The sequence below is a fragment of the Ilumatobacter sp. genome (assembly GCF_046290335.1).
Taxonomy (GTDB): domain Bacteria; phylum Actinomycetota; class Acidimicrobiia; order Acidimicrobiales; family Ilumatobacteraceae; genus Ilumatobacter_A.
Genome location: NZ_JBKAGH010000001.1, coordinates 758,900 through 774,760 on the forward strand (window position 1 = coordinate 758,900; position 15,861 = coordinate 774,760).

Genomic DNA, 15,861 nt, shown 5'->3' on the forward strand with positions numbered 1-15,861 from the left:
GGTACTCAGGACACCGCTCCACATTGGAGGACCGTGCCGAAAAACGACGACATCCCGGCCTCGCGGCCGGGATGTCGATCAGTTCTCGGAACGTTCGCGGTCAGGCGTCAGCGCTCTCCAGCGGCTGGACGTCGACGACCTTGCGACCCTTGCGCGAGCCGAACTTGACGCTGCCGTCGATCGTGGCGAACAGCGTGTCGTCCTTGCCCTTGCTCACGTTGAGGCCCGGGTGGAAACGCGTTCCCCGCTGACGCACGATGATCGAGCCGGACGTGATCTTCTCGCCGTCGAACGCCTTCACGCCGAGGCGCTGAGCGTTGGAATCACGGCCGTTGCGGGTTGAGCCGCCACCTTTGGTCTTTGACATGACGTGTCTCCGATCGTTGCGTTACTTGACGGTGATCGAGGTGATCTCGACCATGTGGTACTTCTGACGGTGACCGTAGCGACGACGGTTGTTGGTCCGGCGCTTGTAGGTGAAGCCGTTGATCTTCGGACCCGCGACGCGGGCGACGATCTTGCCTTCGACGGTGGCACCGGCGAGTTCGGATGGGGTGGAGAGCACGGTGTCGCCGTCGACGATCATGACGGGGGTCAGCGACACGTCGCTGCCCTCATCACCATCGAGCAACTCGACTCGAACCTGTTCTCCTTGGGCGACCTTTTCTTGCTTGCCGCCTGAAGCGATGACTGCGTACATAGCGAGAGACAACACTACCGCCCCGATCCTCCGGTCCCACCGGCTCGACCACGGTCACGTCGAGCGTTCGGTCACCGCATGCACGGCGCGTTCAGCCGATGCTGCACGCGTCGCCATCACACCCGCCACCTGCTCCGGGAGCGGCCTGGAACTCGACGCGAAGCTTCTTCGAAAGACCACCCTTCGCCACGATACGCATGGACTCCGCCATGCCGATCAATTGGGGGGTGACCAGGATCTGGAACCGCTCGTGGCGCAGCTTGCGATACGGCGCGAGGTTCTTGCCCTTGACGTTGGTGTCGACCGACACCTCGGCGACTTTGCCTCAACCGGTCGGGCGGATGAAGTCGATCGACATCGTGCCGCCCTTCTTCTCCAGCAGCCGTTGTGCCTCGTCGGTGATCGTGATCTGCATGACCACGACGCTATCGCGGGTGCCGGAACGTCATGACGGTCACGAAAGGTCATGGTGCCTGGCACCATGACCTTCGCACCTTGACCTTTCGTGCGCTATTCGAGCATGGCGTAATCGACCACCACGCCACGGCCGTCGCAGTCCGGACAGATTTGGCTGTACTCGGTGAGCAATCCTTCGCCGATGCGTTTGCGCGTCATCTCGACGAGGCCGAGTTCGCCGATGTCGAACACCTGCGACCGGGTCTTGTCACGAGCGAGCGCCTCGCGCAACACCCCGACCACCTTGGCTCGGTTCTCCTTGATCTCCATGTCGATGAAGTCGATCACGATGATCCCGCCGATGTCGCGCAAACGCAGTTGCTTGGCGACTTCTTCGGCGGCCTCCATGTTGTTGTGGAAGACGGTCTCCTCGAGATTCGACTTGCCGACGTTCTTGCCGGTGTTGACGTCGATCACGGTCAGCGCTTCGGTGTGCTCGATGATCAACGATCCGCCCGACGGCAGCCAGACCTTGCGATCGAGCGCCTTGTGGACCTGCTCGTGCACGTGGAAACGCTCGAACACCGACAAGCCCTCCTTGTCGGTGTCGTAGTACTCGATGCGATCGGCGAGTTCGGGATTGAACGCCTGGACATAGTCACGGACTTCCTCGAAGAGCCGCTCGTCGTCGATCATCACACCGCGATAATCGGCAGAGAACTCTTCCCGGATGACTCGAACGGCCAGTTCGGGCTCGCGTGACAGCAACATCGGCCGCTGCGCCTTCTCTGCCTTGCGCTCGATCGCGTCCCACTGTTTGAGCAGAATGGTCATGTCGGCGACGAGTTCGTCCTCGGTTGCGTGCTCAGCCGCGGTGCGCACGATCAAGCCGTGCTGATCGGGCTTGACCCGGTCGAGGATGTTGCGCAACCGCTTGCGCACGTCGTCGGGCAGCCGCTTGGAGATGCCGTACGTCTTCGAGTTCGGGATCAACACGACGAAGCGCCCCGGCAGCGAGACCTCCTGGGTCAGCCGCGCGCCTTTGTGCGCGATCGGATTCTTGGTGACCTGGCACAAGATCAGTTGCTTGTTCTTCAGGATGTCTTCGATACGAGGGTTCTTGCCTTTGACCTCGATGTCTTCGGGGTCGTACTGCACGTCGCCGCGGTAGAGCACGGCGTTCTTCGGTGTCGTGATGTCGACGAACGCCGCCTCCATACCCGGTAGCACGTTCTGCACCTTGCCCACGTAGATGTTGCCGTGGATCTGCGCGACGTCGTCGGAGGGCCGGCTGACATAGTGTTCGATGAGGTTGCGGCCTTCGAGCACGGCCACCTGTGCCATCCCCGGACGCACCTGGACGCACATGAAGTACCTGCCGATCGGCTTGCCGTCGCGCTCTCGGCCCTTGCGCTGCTCGATCAGCGCCTGATCCGCGCCGCTGGCCGCGTCGCGACCCTTCCCGCGGCCGCGGCCTCGGCGGCTCTTCTTGCCGACCGAGCGGCCTTCGTTCGACGACTCGTCGTCACGACGCGACTTCGCGCCGCCTTCCTGGCGTTGACGACCACCGCTCGACGCGCCGTTGCCGGCGCCGTCGGAGCCCGATCCGCCCTTGCCGCCCCCACCGTCACGATTGCCACCACCGTCACGATTGCCACCGCCGTTGCCGCCGCCGCCACCGCCGCGGCGACGCTTCTTCTTCGGTTCGGCATCGGTACGGGCCGCCGTTGCGGGCCCCGGGGGCGGAACGGTCGGGACCGGCATCGTGTCGCCGATCTTGGGTCGCCGGACGAGCGCCTTCTCGGCTGCTTCCGCCGACGGCCGTCCCTCGCGGATCTTCTCGGGAAGCTCCACGTCGTTGCGGGCGTCGCCGCCGACGGGATGGTCAGCCGAAGTCCGGTCGACTGACCTGGATGCGTCGGCACTCGTCTCGGGCGGGGTGCCCTGATCGTTGGTCATGGTGGTGGAAATCCCTTCTCGGCGATGCACCACCGGTGCCTCGCCGCGCCGCTGCGGCAGGGAGCAATCTCCGGGCCGGGGCGATCGTGTTGGTGCCACCGCATCGGATGATGGGGTGGGTGGTGCGCTCAGCCCGGTTGGCGAGCGCGTCGTCGGACGAATCGGGTGCAACGTGGTTCGATTCTCCACCCGTCCGCCTCACTGGGCCGGCCGGGTCGCAGCAGTTGCATCCGACCGAATCCACACGCTGGATCGACGGGCCACGCAGTTGATGTCGCAGCAGATCGGTTCGCAGCACATCGGGTGGCGGGGTGGAGTATTCGGTCGAGGTCACGAGATCCCCTACTCTACGCGGCGCTCGCTCTGCGGAGCGTGCACTGTCGCGACGGTCGACGGCCCTCTTTTCGCTCGTCTGGTCGTGACGGCGTGATGCGGACGAGTTCCGCATACCCGCGTGCAGCGATCGGCAGGGGCGAGCGCCGAATCGGAGACATCGTGCGATTGTACCGGCCCTGCGATTTCAGCAGCATGAACGGTGACACGGTCGCCGCCGCGACGAACCGGCCCCGTGCTGGCGAAGGTCGGTCAGCGCATTCGGCGCATGTGGACGCTCTGTACGAGGCCGAACAGCGCGAAATACACGATCAGGCTCGACCCGCCGTAGCTGATGAACGGCAGCGGCAAGCCCGTCACCGGCATGATCTTGAGCGTCATGCCGACGTTCTGAAAGGTCTGCCAGAGCAGCATCACGAAGACGCCCGAGCACAGATAGGTACCCAGGAGATCTCGCGACAGGTGAGCAATCCGCCAGATGCGGATCAGCGCGATCGCGATCAACGCCAGCACGACGGCGCACCCCACGAGGCCGAACTGTTCACCGACGGCGGCAAACGGGAAGTCCGCCCACATGACGGGGATGTCACCGTCGTTGGTCAAAGGACCCTGCAGCCACCCTTTCCCCCAGATGCCACCGGTTCCGAGCGCCCGCATCGCGTTGTCGGCCTGGTAGGTGTCGTCGGCGCCGGCAGCGGCAGGATCGAGCAACGCTTGAATGCGCGCGACCTGGTACGAGTTCACGAGACGTCCGACGAACGCTGCTGCCACCGTGGCGATCGACAAGAACGAGATGGCAAAGATGTAGCGGACCTTCGCTCCAGCGACCAGCAGCACGCCCATCGCGATCGACACGATCACCGACGCCGAACCGAGGTCGGGTTGGACGATCACCAGCACCGCGGGGATGCCGACGATGATCAGTCCACCCAAGAAGCGCGCGTAGGACACCTCGTCGCTTCGTTCCTCGGCCAGGAAGGCGGCCAACATCAGCAAGGTCGTGAACTTCGCCAACTCGGCGGGCTGGACGTTCATCGGCCCGAGGTCGAACGAGATCCGGTCTCGACCACTCGCCACGCCGAGCAGGAACAAGAAGATCAGGCTCACGATCGTGATGACGTAGAGCGCACGTGCGCGTTCTTTCCAGAACTCGTAGTCGACACTCATCACGGCCGCCATCACGACGCACGCGAGGATCGCGAAGACGACCTGACGGTTGACGAACGCGTAGGGATCGGACAACACGCGAGTGCGTGACGTGGAAAAGACGATGAAGCACCCGATGACCGCAAGCGCCATCTGCACGATGAGCAACACCCAGTCGATGTTGCGGCTCGGGTCGGCCGGGCTCGCCCGAATGTTGCCGAGCCCTGAATCGGGCTTGCGCGACAGGAACGAAGCGGTCACGGACACCAGCCTGACAGACCAGCCATCGGTATCACTCGGTGGCTCGCACGGAGGAGAATCGGCCGGCGTAGCACGAGGTGTCGGCGAGTTGCTTCTCCGGAGCCGCCAGGTTCGTGGTGGTGTCGAGCGGATCCGACAACACGACCGGGTCTGCCGGCGCAACGCCCGACAACTGCAGATAGATGCACTTCACGACCGGAGCGGCCGCCTGCGAGCCGTACCCACTCTTTTCGAGGTAGGCCGACACGGTGTACGGATGCTCCGGGTCGACGCTGTATGCAGCAAACGCCGACGAGTCGTTCCACGGATAGTTGTTGAGACCCTGCGCCGTCCCGGTCTTGCCGGCGATCTGAATCGCACTGTCCGGGTAGTAGTAGAAGAGCTTCTCGCCGGTGGTGGAGTGGTAGTAGTCGCTGGTCGTCCCCGGTCCGGTGATCACCCGTCGCAAGCCGGTGGTGATCTCGTCGCGGATCTCGCCCGGGAACGGAATCTGGCGGACGAGATCGCCCCGGACGTTCGGCTCCTCGGCGAACTGCGCTTGGGTCAGGTCGGCATAGCCCGGCTCATCACCATCGGGGACCCCTGGCGCATAGACCGCCTTGATGATCTCCGGCCGCAGCACGAATCCCCCGTTGGCAAGCGTCGAGTAGGAGACAGCGAGATGCAGGGGTGATGCCGACAGCAACCCCTGCCCGATGGACAACTGGACGTTGTCGCCGGTGTAGTAGTCGCGACCTTCGTCTTCGGAGATCACGCCGAGTTCGGCGTAGCGGGCCTTGAGTTCCTTGTCGGGGACCGTGCCGTCGAATTCGAACGGCAGTTGGATGCCGGTGTCGGCACCGAAGCCGAACAGTCGGACCTGCTCCTGCAGCACCGGGCCGTAGTCGTTCTCGACCATGATGTTCTCGCCGATGGAGTAGAAAAACGCGTCACTCGACACCGCCAATGCGGTCTCGACATCGACCTCGCCGTACACGCAAGGTCGTCCGGTGCCGCTGCAGGTCGCGTTGCGGAACACGCATCGCACCAGACCCGAGTTGCAGCGCCCCTCGTCGATCGACGTCATCCGGTACGTGCCGGTGTCGACGAAGGTGTCGTTGACGGTGAGCAACCCGGTCACCAGCGCGGCGTAGGCGGGAAATGGCTTGAACGTCGATCCGAGGTTGTAGCGACCCTGGATCGCCCGGTTGACGAGAATCGACTCGTCGGGGTCGATCGGATCGCCGTTCGCGTCGACGGAGGGGAAGACCTCCTCGAACTTTCCGCCGCCGAGATCCGACTCGAACCAGCGGTTGTCGAACGTGGGATAACTCGCCATCGCCACGATGTGCCCGTTGTCCCAGTTCTTGACCACGACTGCGCCGGCCGGCGCCTTGTAGGGCACCTCCTCCGGGTACTCGGGGAAGAAGCGCTCGACGAAATTCGTCTCGGGGTCGAGGCCATTGCGGGCCACCTCGAGGCGACGCAGTTTGAGCTGCGTCTCGAGGGCCTGCTCGGCGTATTGCTGCTGGTCGAGGTCGATCGTGAGCTGGATGTCCTTGCCGTTGACGGCGGGAACCCGTTCGATCTCGCGAACGATGCGGCTCGACTTGTCGACCTCATAGGTGACGTAGCCCCACTCGCCATGGAGTTCGCGCTCCATGCTCAACTCGATACCGAACTGGCCGACGCGCTCGTTGAGGTAGTACCCCGCTTCGGTGTAGGTGTCTTTCGTCTCGGCCGTGATGCGACCCATGTAGCCGACGATGTGACTGGCGAGCGGCGCGTACGGATAGACCCGACGCCACTCTTCGATGACGCGCACGCCCGGCAGGTCTTCAACCCGCTCGAGCAGCGTCACCGCCGTGCGCTCGTCGACGTCTTCGGCCACGGGCATCGGGAGGAACGGGCTGTACACCTGGCTCTCGAAGCGACGCTCCATCTCCTCCACCGGCACGCCGACCCAGCCAGACACGCGGTTGAAGATCTCTTCGCGGTCCGACGAACGCCGGATCACGTCCCAGTCGATTCCAACGGTCAGCACGCGCTTGTTGTCAGCGAGGATTCGACCGTCGGCGTCGAAGATGCGGCCTCGTTCGGGGAGCAGCGGCACCGTCCGTCGTTTCGTCTCGTTCACCTCCTCTTGGAGCCCTTCCTGTTCGACGGTCTGCAAAAACCACAGCCGCGTGCCGACGAGTCCGAACAGCAAGGTCGCGACCACCGCGAGAACGCCGAGACGAGCAGCGCGTTTGTCGACAGCCATGGCGACATTCTGCCTGTCACACAACCGTCATACATGACACGGACCGCGAATGTTCTCGCCCGACGACACCCCGTGGGAGCACGACCACCCTCCGCCGCTGACGTAGCGCCCAGTCACGCCCAGGGTCAGACCCCAGGCGTGACGCCTGCACGCAGTCTTTCAGAGCGGCTCGTCGACAGGGGCGGTCCACTCGCTCCCCCGGACGCGAAGGCACCATCGAGCAATCGGCACCAGCAGCGGGCTCAAGAGTGCGGCCGAGATCGACACCACGGGGATCACGGTGGCGATGTCGGGAGGCCAGGGATTCGACTGGCTCACGAACAGACGAACCACGGGGACCATCGCCTCGCCGACTGCCGCACCCAAGGCGACGAAGATCGCCGCCAACCACCATTGCGGTTCGGCGACGATCAGGGCGAGGAGCCCTGATACGACGCCCGCCAAGGTGAACGCGATCGCGGTCGATCCGAGCGGCGTTCCTTGAAACAGGTCGAACATCATGCCGAGCGTGAACCCGGCGATCGCACCCCGCTCGGATCCGCCCGCGGCGCCCGCCGCTGCGGCGAGGGCGAGAACGAGTTGGATGATCACACCGGCGACCTGCAGTTCGACCAGCACCGCACTTTGGATCGCCAGGGCGATCATGCCCACCGGGACGAGCCGGATCAGCGAACTCTGGAACAGCGCCGCCAGCATCGTGAGGTCACTGCCCGACTTCCGACGCCGGGCGGAAGAGCACGACCTGCACGAAGTTGAGTTTGTCGAGGTTCGCGTTGAGCTCGACCTCGAGAATCGGACCCGCCACCCCCGGGCGGTCGGCGCGGTTGATGACCCGGCCGATCGGAATGTTCGGCGGAGCGAGGCTGTCGGCGCCGCCAGCGGTCTCGACGAGATCTCCGACCTGCAACGTGGCGAGCGACGGGTTGTCCTGCAGGAACCGGATCTGCGGGAGCAGACCCTGCCCCCTGCCCACCAATGCACCGAATTCCTTCTCGAACTCGATCGGCAGCGTGGTCGGTGGAACCACGGTCGCAACGGTTTGCACCGGGCTGCCATCGGCTGGAACCGCCGGTGGCAAGCCGAGATCGCCGGGCAGCGTGGTGCTCGGAATCGCCCCGGCGGGCCCCGTCGGCAGTGTCGCCTGCGGCAGGTTCGACTCACCGACCACGTCGAGAACCGTGGTGGTACCGGGCACGTTGGGATCGCCCTCGCTGTCCCCCGTCGCGTCGACGCCGTCCGTCTCGACGTCGCCAGCAGCTTCGTCTGGCGCTTCGGGGCCGGCCTCGATCGCCGCGACCTCATCGGGAGTCAACCCGGACGGAGTCGTCGTCAGGGTCTCGTCGGCATCGAGTTCGGCCGTGCCCCCGATCACCTCGACCGGGATGGCGAAACGTGGATCGGTCACCAACATCACCTTCGACGAGTTGAGGAACACTTGCGTGACTCGACCGATGAGCCCCGCCTGGTTGACCACCGGCATACCGACCGCGATGTTGTCGAGGCTGCCCTTGTTGATCTCGACGATCTGATCGATGTTGTTGGCCGACGCGCCGACGACCTCGGCCTTTTCCGTTTCGATCCCCGCCAGCGACGGCAGGTCGTTGAGCGCCAGGACCTCCTGGAGGTCGACGACGCTGGCCTCGGCCGCCGCCTGGGTACCGATCAGCCGATCGTTCAACTCACGCAGCGCTTGATTCTCGCGTTCGAGATCGTCGTAGTTCGAGTAGGCGTCGACGACGCGTCGGATCGGGTTGGCCACCACTTCGGTGGCCCGCTCGACCGGTTGCATCGCGACACCGAACGCGTCGCGTGCCCGATCGAGCACCGCATTGCCGCGCAGATCGAGCGTGAGGATGAGTGCCGAGGTCAGCAGCAACGCGATGATGACCCGCCGGCGGCCGACGGTATAGATGGCCATGAGAGTGACGACCGTGACCGGTCCGGCTCAGCCCTCGCCGCCCATCGACATCAGCCCGCGCATCGCGTCGATGTTCTCGAGCGCGCGACCCGACCCGATGACCACGCTGTACAGCGGCTCGCGGGCGATACGGATCGGCATCCCCGTCTCATGCATCAGCCGCTCGTCGAGCCCGCCGATCAGCGCGCCGCCACCGGTGATCATGATCCCATCTTCCATGATGTCGGCAGCGAGTTCAGGCGGTGTCTTGTCGAGCGTGGTCTTCACGGCGTCAACGATGGCAGAGATCGGCTCGGCGAGAGCTTCACGAACGTGTTCGGTCGTGAGTTGGATCGTGCGAGGCAGACCGGAGATGAGATCACGACCGCGGATGTCCGCGGTGAGTTCTTCCTCGAGCGGCCACGCGGATCCCATCTGAATCTTGACTTCTTCGGCCGTGCGATCACCGATGGCCAAGGAGAACTCCTTCTTGACGTATTGCAACACGGCATCGTCGAGTTCGTCACCGGCGACGCGCACCGACTGAGCGGTGACGATGCCACCGAGCGAGATGACCGCGACCTCGGTGGTGCCGCCGCCGATGTCGACGATCATGTTGCCGCTCGGCTCGTGGACGGGCAAGTCGGCACCGATCGCTGCCGCCATGGGCTCTTCGATGATGTGAACCGGCTTGCGTGCTCCCGCGTATTCGGCGGCATCCTGCACCGCGCGCTGCTCGACGCCGGTGATGCCCGACGGCACGCAGATCACCATCCGAGGCTTGGACCATTTTGAAGCGTGCACCTTCTGGATGAAGTAGCGCAACATCTTCTCGCACACTTCGAAGTCGGCGATGACGCCGTCTTTCAGCGGGCGGATGGCCTTGATGTGATTGGGGGTGCGGCCCATCATCCGCTTGGCTTCCATGCCGACCGCCACGGGCCGACCGTCGTTGACGTTGATCGCCACGACCGACGGCTCGTCGAGCACGATCCCCTGCCCGCGCACGTAGATCAGAGTATTCGCTGTGCCGAGGTCGATGGCGAGGTCGCGCCCCAGACTGAGTGGGTTGTTGCGGGCCATGGCGTTGGCCCTCCTTCACGAGCGGTTGGTTCGAACGTTCATCCTGGCACCCCGGTGGGGCACCAGCATTCATGACCGATGAATGTTACAGATTCGGGAAGAAGATGCCGATCTCGCGAGTCGCTGATTCGAGCGAATCGCTGCCGTGCACGAGGTTCTCGGTGAAGAGGATGCCCAGGTCGCCGCGGATCGTGCCCGGAGCGGCGTCACGCGGGTTCGTGGCGCCCATCATCGTGCGCACGACCTGCCAGGTGTCTTCGGGCCCTTCGAGGACCATCGCGACGACCGGACCCCGGCTCATGAACTCGACGAGCTCGCCGTAGAAGCCCTTGCCGACGTGCTCCTCGTAGTGGCGGCCGAGCGTGTCGGCGTCGAGCGTGCGCAGGTCCATGGCGACAACGTCGAGGTTCTTCGCCTCGAAACGCGACAGGATCTCTCCGACGAGCTTGCGCTCCACGGCATCGGGCTTCAAGAGGACGAGAGTGCGATCAGACATGATGCCAGAAGCTATCGCCGCCGTTGCTGCTGCGGGCGTTCAACACCTGGGGTCTGACCCCAGGCGTTCAACACGTGGGGTCTGACCCCAGGCGTTTCGGGGTCCGGTGTCTCGTCAGTTGGTGAGACGGTTGAGTACCGGGCGGGCAGCACCGGCGGTGTACAGGCTCCCCGTCACCAGGACGGCGTCGTCACCGTCGGCGTAGTCCATCGCCCGACGGCACGCCGCCTCGACCGAGTCGAACGCCACGACGTGCTCACATCCGATCGATCGAGCCGCCCGCTGGAGTTCGGCGACCGGAATCGTCCGCGGCGTCGGCGCGTTGCAGACGAACACGATGTCGAAGTCGTCGGCGCGCAATGCCGACAGCATCGCCACCGGGTCACGCAACGTGCCGACGACCAGGATCCTGCGACCCTCGGGATGGAAATCACCGAAGAACACGTCAGCACAGACGTCGGCGCCAGCCGGGTTGTGGGCGCCGTCGATGATCGTCAGCGGTTGACGTCCGAGGATCTCGAATCGACCGGGCATCGTCACCTCGGCGAACCCTTCGAGCACGACCTCCTCGGCCAGCGGTGCGGCGAAAAACGTCTCGACGGCGGCCAGCGCCACCGCAGCGTTGTCGCCCTGATGGGCTCCGTTGAGCGGCAAGAAGACGTCGGTGTAGATCGTGGTCGGTGTGCGGATGTCGAGCAGGCGACCGTTGACCGCGAGCGCATTGCTCGTGGTCGCGAAGTCGTCGCCGACGACCAGGCTGGCGGCACCGCCCGCGTCCTGGAAGATCGTGATGAGCTCCGGATCGGTTTCGCCGATGATCACCGCAGAGCCGGGCTTGACGATCCCAGCCTTTTCGCGGGCGATGTCGAACAGCGTCGGACCCGCGAACTCCTGGTGGTCGAGACCGATGTTGGTGATGACCGCGACCTGGGAATCGACGATGTTCGTCGCGTCCCAACGACCGAGCAATCCGACCTCGATCACCATCACGTCGACGGCGACGTCGGCGAACCATCGAAACGCCGCGGCCGTCAGGATCTCGAAGTACCCGGGACTCTGCCCGACCAGCGGCGCGACCTCGGCGACGGCTCCGATCGCCTCACCGAGCTCTTCCTCCGAGATCGGCTCCCCGTTGCGGCGGATTCGTTCGGTGACGTGTTCGAGGTGCGGGCTCGTATAGGTCCCGACCGACAACCCCTGCGCGGCGAGCAGGCGCGAGATCATCTGCACCGTCGACCCCTTGCCGTTCGTGCCGGTGACGTGGATCACCGGGCAACTCCGATGCGGCTGCCCCAACGCATCGCAGATCGCGGTGATCGGCTCGACCGACGGCGAGTCGATCCGCCCGGTCTTCTGGTACGACATGTGCTCGTCGAGATATGCGAGGGCCGCCTGAAAGTCCATGAGAGGCGTCAGGCTACGCGCGTCAGGACGCGGCTTTGCGCTGGCGCGGCGCCTTGCGCGGCACGAGCGTCGGATTCACCTTGTCGGTGACGGTGTCGGCGTCGATCACGACCTTGCCGACATCGGTACGGCCCGGGAGGTCGTACATCGTCTCGAGCAGGACCTCTTCGAGGATCGCCCGTAGCCCCCGCGCACCGGTGCCACGCAACAGCGCCTGATCGGCGATCGCCTCGAGGCCGTCGTCGCTGAACTCGAGCTCGACGTCTTCGAAGCTGAAGATCTTCTGATACTGCTTGACCAGGCTGTTCTTCGGTTCGGTGAGGATCGACACGAGCGCGTGTTTGTCGAGACTGCGCACCGCACCCACCATCGGCAGGCGACCGATGAACTCCGGGATCATCCCGAACTTCACGAGGTCTTCGGGCAACACCTTCGCGAACAATTCGCCCGGATCACGGTCGACGTGGCTGCGAACGCTGCTGTTGAAGCCGATCCCGCGCTGCCCGATCCGGTTCTCGATGATGTCTTCGAGTCCGGCGAAGGCACCGCCGAGGATGAACAACACGTTGGTGGTGTCGATCTGGATGAACTCCTGGTGCGGATGCTTGCGGCCGCCCTGCGGTGGCACCGAGGCCTGGGTGCCTTCGAGGATCTTCAACAACGCCTGCTGCACGCCTTCGCCCGACACGTCACGGGTGATCGACGGGTTCTCGCTCTTGCGTGCGACCTTGTCGATCTCGTCGATGTAGACGATCCCGGTCTCGGCCCGCTTCACGTCGAAGTCGGCAGCCTGGATCAACTTGAGCAGGATGTTCTCGACGTCTTCGCCGACGTAGCCGGCTTCGGTCAAGGCCGTAGCGTCGGCAACAGCGAAGGGAACGTTGAGCTGGCGAGCCAGCGTTTGCGCGAGGTGCGTCTTGCCACAACCGGTCGGGCCGAGCAGCAAGATGTTGGACTTCTGGAGTTCGACGTCGTCGCGAGCGGCGCCCACCGCGTTGCCAGCGGTGTTCTGATGCTCGATACGGCGGTAGTGGTTGTAGACCGCCACCGACAGGATTTTCTTCGCGTCGTCTTGACCGACCACGTAGTCGTCGAGGAAGGCTCGAACCTCTCTCGGATTCGGCAACGTCTCGAAGCTGACATCAGACGTCTCGGTGAGCTCCTCTTCGATGATCTCGTTGCACAGGTCGATGCATTCATCGCAGATGTACACGCCCGGCCCGGCGATCAGCTTCTTGACCTGCTTCTGAGACTTACCGCAGAACGAGCATTTGAGCAGTTCCCCGGTGTCACCGAATTTGGCCACGTTGCATCCCTCGTCTCATTGATTCGTCGTTCGTCGTCCGGCCCTGGGGGCGAGGCCACACATCTTGCCTCATCGTCGGGTGTCGAGTGCGGACCGTGCCGATCTTGTCAGATCAGCCTGGTCGCTCGCGCCACCTTTCGTCGAACCGAGGGTCAGCGAATCGGCCCGGTGCGATCGATCGTCTCGCGCGACGAGATCACCTCGTCGATGATGCCGTACTCGAGTGCGTCCTTGGCTTCCATCACGAAGTCGCGGTCGGTGTCAGCGTTGATCCGCTCGATCGGCTGCCCGGTGTGGTGGGCGAGGATGCCGTCGAGGATCTCGCGCATGCGCTGGATCTCGGCCGCAGCAAGTTCGAGGTCGGTGACCTGCCCGTAGCCGACCTGGCCGGACGGCTGGTGGAGCAGGACGCGAGCGTGCGGCAGCGCGAGGCGCTTGCCCTTGGTACCGGCAGCGAGGATCACCGCAGCGGCCGAAGCTGCCTGTCCGAGACAGATCGTGGCGATGTCGTTCTTGATGAACTGCATCGTGTCGTAGATGGCGAACAGGGCCGTGATGTCGCCGCCGGGGCTGTTGATGTAGATGTTGATGTCTTTGTCGGGGTTCTCCGACTCGAGATGGATCAACTGCGCCGAGATCAGACTCGCGATCGTGTCGTCGATCGGTGTCTGCAAGAAGATGATGTTCTCCTTGAGCAGCCGGCTGTACAGGTCGTACGCCCGCTCACCGCGCGCCGTCTGTTCGACGACGTTGGGCACCATGTAGTTCTTCGCATCCAGGTCCATCAGTCCTCATCCTTCGTGCTGGCTTCGTCGGTGGTGTCGTCGGTGGTGTCGTCGTCGGGGCTCATGGCAGCCGCCGTGGCCGCCTCGTCGATCACGACAGCACCGACGTCGCCGCCGTCATGCTCGTGATCGTCGTGTTCGTGATCGTCGTGGGTATGGCCGATCAGCGCGTCGCGGTCGATCGCCGTACCGGACTCATCGACGTATTCGCAGTGATGCACCAGGTGATCGAACGCCTTCGACTTGCGGATCTGAGCGACGAGGTCGGGAACGGCGTCATTCTGCTCGTACGCCCGCCGGATGTCCTTGGCTTTCTGGCCGTATTGCATCGCCATCCGAGCGTATTCACGCTCGATGTCGTCGTCGGTCGCGTCGAGGCCTTCGGCGACGGCGATCGCCCGCAGCGCCAGGTCGACCTTGACAGCGAGTTCGGACTGTCCGCGCATGCTCTCGACGAACTGAGCCGGGTCCTGCCCGGTCGCTTGCATCCACTGTTCGAAATCGATGCCCTGCGCCTGGAACTGCTGGATCGTGCCCTGCACTCGCTGGTTGAGATCGGAATTCACCATCGACTCGGGCGGTTCGATCTCGACGAGCGCGGCGAGCGCTTCGTTGATCTTGGTGCCGGCCTGCTGGCGAGCGTCGCTGAGCTTGCGCTCGGCCAGGTTGTCGCGAAGGCCAGCGGTCCACTCGTCGACCGTGGCGAACTCGGCGACGTTCTCGTCGACCCAGTCGTCGGTCAGTTCCGGGAGTTCTCGCACCTGGACCGTCTGCACCGTGACGGTGAAGTCGGCAGGCTCCTCGGTACCCTTGGGGGTCGAGGAAAAGGTGAGCACATCGCCCGCCGATGCGCCGACGAGGTGCTCGTCGAAGTCGTCGGTGACCCAGCCCTGACCGATCTCGTAGGAGTAGTCGTCGGTGTTGAGACCAACGACTTCTTCGCCGTCGCGCTCCGCCGCCATGTCGATGACGACGAAGTCACCCGACTCCGCAGGCCGATCGACCGGCTGCAACGAGGCCGCCCGCGAGAGCTCGGCGTTGCGGGCCTCGGTGAGGTCGTCGTCGGTCACCTCGACCGACGGCAACTCGATGCGCAGCGCGTCGTAGCCCGGGACCGTGATGATCGGGCGCACCTGGCAGGTGGCGTCGAACTCGACCGGTCCCGATTCCTCGCCGTCGGTGATCTCGACCTCGGGCTGAGCGATCAGATCGACGTCGTGTTCCTTGATCGCCTGCGCCAGGTACTGCGGCACCGCGTCGCGCAGCGCCTGCTCACGAGCCGGGCCGAGCCCGACACGAGCCTCGAGCACCTTGCGAGGCACCTTGCCGGCTCGGAAGCCCGGCAGGTTGACCTCCTTGGCGATGAGCTTGAACGCTCTGTCGATGTCTTTGTCGAATTCCGACTCTTCGACTTCGACGTAGACCTTGACCTTGTTGTCCTCGAGGACTTCAACCGAACTCTTCACAGACCGACGAGCCTACCGCTGGTATCGGTGGGGCCTCCCTGCCGTGATCGACGACGTGAATCTCGCGTTTGAACTTCCGATGCGGCGACGAACCGGGCAGAATGGAGGGTGATGGAGTATTGGAAGCCGCACAAGCTCGCCTCGCCGCACGCCGGCCAGATCTTCTTGAAGATGAACGATCGCGTGCGCACCACCGCCGAGGTGCACGGCGTGCCGATCGGCACCGAGGGCAAGGTCATCCTCGCCAACGGCTTCAACTGGCAGCGCTACCGCGTCCTGTTCGAGAACGGCATGGAGGTCGGCGACCTCGATCACCGCAACATCGAGCCCATCGGGCGCACCGCGAAGCGCTTGGCCAAGCTGGCCGCCAAAGCCAACCGCTGACCG

At 64.4% G+C, this 15,861-nt stretch carries 15 protein-coding genes; 1 reads left to right on the top strand and 14 read right to left on the bottom strand.

From position 1 onward, the window contains the following. Window positions 1–100 precede the first annotated feature (100 nt). The 14 genes from rpmA to tig form a co-directional block, all read right to left on the bottom strand. A complete protein-coding gene (gene rpmA, locus ACE37B_RS03490; RefSeq protein WP_409921889.1) occupies window positions 101–367 on the bottom strand; it encodes a 50S ribosomal protein L27 in 267 nt (88 codons plus the stop codon). A gap of 21 nt (window positions 368–388) precedes the next feature. Beyond that, window positions 389–700: a 50S ribosomal protein L21 gene (rplU, locus tag ACE37B_RS03495; protein WP_409921890.1), complete on the bottom strand. Its 312-nt coding sequence runs from the start codon at window positions 698–700 to the stop codon at window positions 389–391. A gap of 91 nt (window positions 701–791) precedes the next feature. Continuing rightward, window positions 792–1,010, bottom strand: a complete 219-nt coding sequence (locus ACE37B_RS03500; protein ID WP_409921891.1) for a hypothetical protein — start codon at window positions 1,008–1,010, stop codon at window positions 792–794. Between the two features lie 200 nt (window positions 1,011–1,210). Next, on the bottom strand, window positions 1,211–3,055 hold the full coding sequence (locus ACE37B_RS03505) for an Rne/Rng family ribonuclease (protein WP_409921892.1): 1,845 nt from the start codon (window positions 3,053–3,055) through the stop codon (window positions 1,211–1,213). Between the two features lie 585 nt (window positions 3,056–3,640). After that, window positions 3,641–4,795 (bottom strand): FtsW/RodA/SpoVE family cell cycle protein, encoded by a 1,155-nt coding sequence (locus tag ACE37B_RS03510; RefSeq protein ID WP_409921893.1) that lies wholly within the window; start codon window positions 4,793–4,795, stop codon window positions 3,641–3,643. A gap of 31 nt (window positions 4,796–4,826) precedes the next feature. After that, window positions 4,827–7,037 carry a penicillin-binding transpeptidase domain-containing protein gene (locus ACE37B_RS03515; protein ID WP_409921894.1) on the bottom strand — a complete coding sequence of 737 codons (2,211 nt, stop codon included), beginning with the start codon at window positions 7,035–7,037 and terminating at the stop codon, window positions 4,827–4,829. Window positions 7,038–7,196: 159 nt separating this feature from the next. Beyond that, the gene (locus ACE37B_RS03520; RefSeq protein WP_409921895.1) at window positions 7,197–7,733 is read right to left on the bottom strand and encodes a hypothetical protein; all 537 of its coding nucleotides are present in this window, start codon (window positions 7,731–7,733) and stop codon (window positions 7,197–7,199) included. A 7-nt stretch (window positions 7,734–7,740) separates the two neighbouring features. Next, complete coding sequence (gene mreC, locus ACE37B_RS03525; protein ID WP_409921896.1) at window positions 7,741–8,955, bottom strand: rod shape-determining protein MreC; 1,215 nt, start codon at window positions 8,953–8,955, stop codon at window positions 7,741–7,743. 27 nt (window positions 8,956–8,982) lie between these two features. Continuing rightward, window positions 8,983–10,017 (bottom strand): rod shape-determining protein, encoded by a 1,035-nt coding sequence (locus ACE37B_RS03530; RefSeq protein ID WP_409921897.1) that lies wholly within the window; start codon window positions 10,015–10,017, stop codon window positions 8,983–8,985. 85 nt (window positions 10,018–10,102) lie between these two features. After that, the gene (gene ndk / locus ACE37B_RS03535) at window positions 10,103–10,513 is read right to left on the bottom strand and encodes a nucleoside-diphosphate kinase (RefSeq protein ID WP_409921898.1); all 411 of its coding nucleotides are present in this window, start codon (window positions 10,511–10,513) and stop codon (window positions 10,103–10,105) included. Window positions 10,514–10,627: 114 nt separating this feature from the next. Next, window positions 10,628–11,917 (bottom strand): bifunctional folylpolyglutamate synthase/dihydrofolate synthase, encoded by a 1,290-nt coding sequence (locus tag ACE37B_RS03540; protein WP_409921899.1) that lies wholly within the window; start codon window positions 11,915–11,917, stop codon window positions 10,628–10,630. 22 nt (window positions 11,918–11,939) lie between these two features. Further along, the gene (clpX, locus tag ACE37B_RS03545; RefSeq protein ID WP_409921900.1) at window positions 11,940–13,223 is read right to left on the bottom strand and encodes an ATP-dependent Clp protease ATP-binding subunit ClpX; all 1,284 of its coding nucleotides are present in this window, start codon (window positions 13,221–13,223) and stop codon (window positions 11,940–11,942) included. Window positions 13,224–13,375: 152 nt separating this feature from the next. Beyond that, entirely contained in the window at window positions 13,376–14,008 is a 633-nt protein-coding gene (locus ACE37B_RS03550; RefSeq protein ID WP_409921901.1) for an ATP-dependent Clp protease proteolytic subunit, read from the bottom strand. Next, the gene (gene tig / locus ACE37B_RS03555) at window positions 14,008–15,474 is read right to left on the bottom strand and encodes a trigger factor (RefSeq protein ID WP_409921902.1); all 1,467 of its coding nucleotides are present in this window, start codon (window positions 15,472–15,474) and stop codon (window positions 14,008–14,010) included. Before tig ends, ACE37B_RS03550 begins: the two co-directional genes overlap by 1 nt. A 111-nt stretch (window positions 15,475–15,585) precedes the next feature. On the opposite strand from tig, the gene ACE37B_RS03560 reads away from it, so the two are divergent. Continuing rightward, window positions 15,586–15,858, top strand: coding sequence for a hypothetical protein (locus ACE37B_RS03560; RefSeq protein WP_409921903.1), 273 nt, complete (start codon window positions 15,586–15,588; stop codon window positions 15,856–15,858). The last annotated feature ends 3 nt before the right edge of the window (window positions 15,859–15,861 follow it).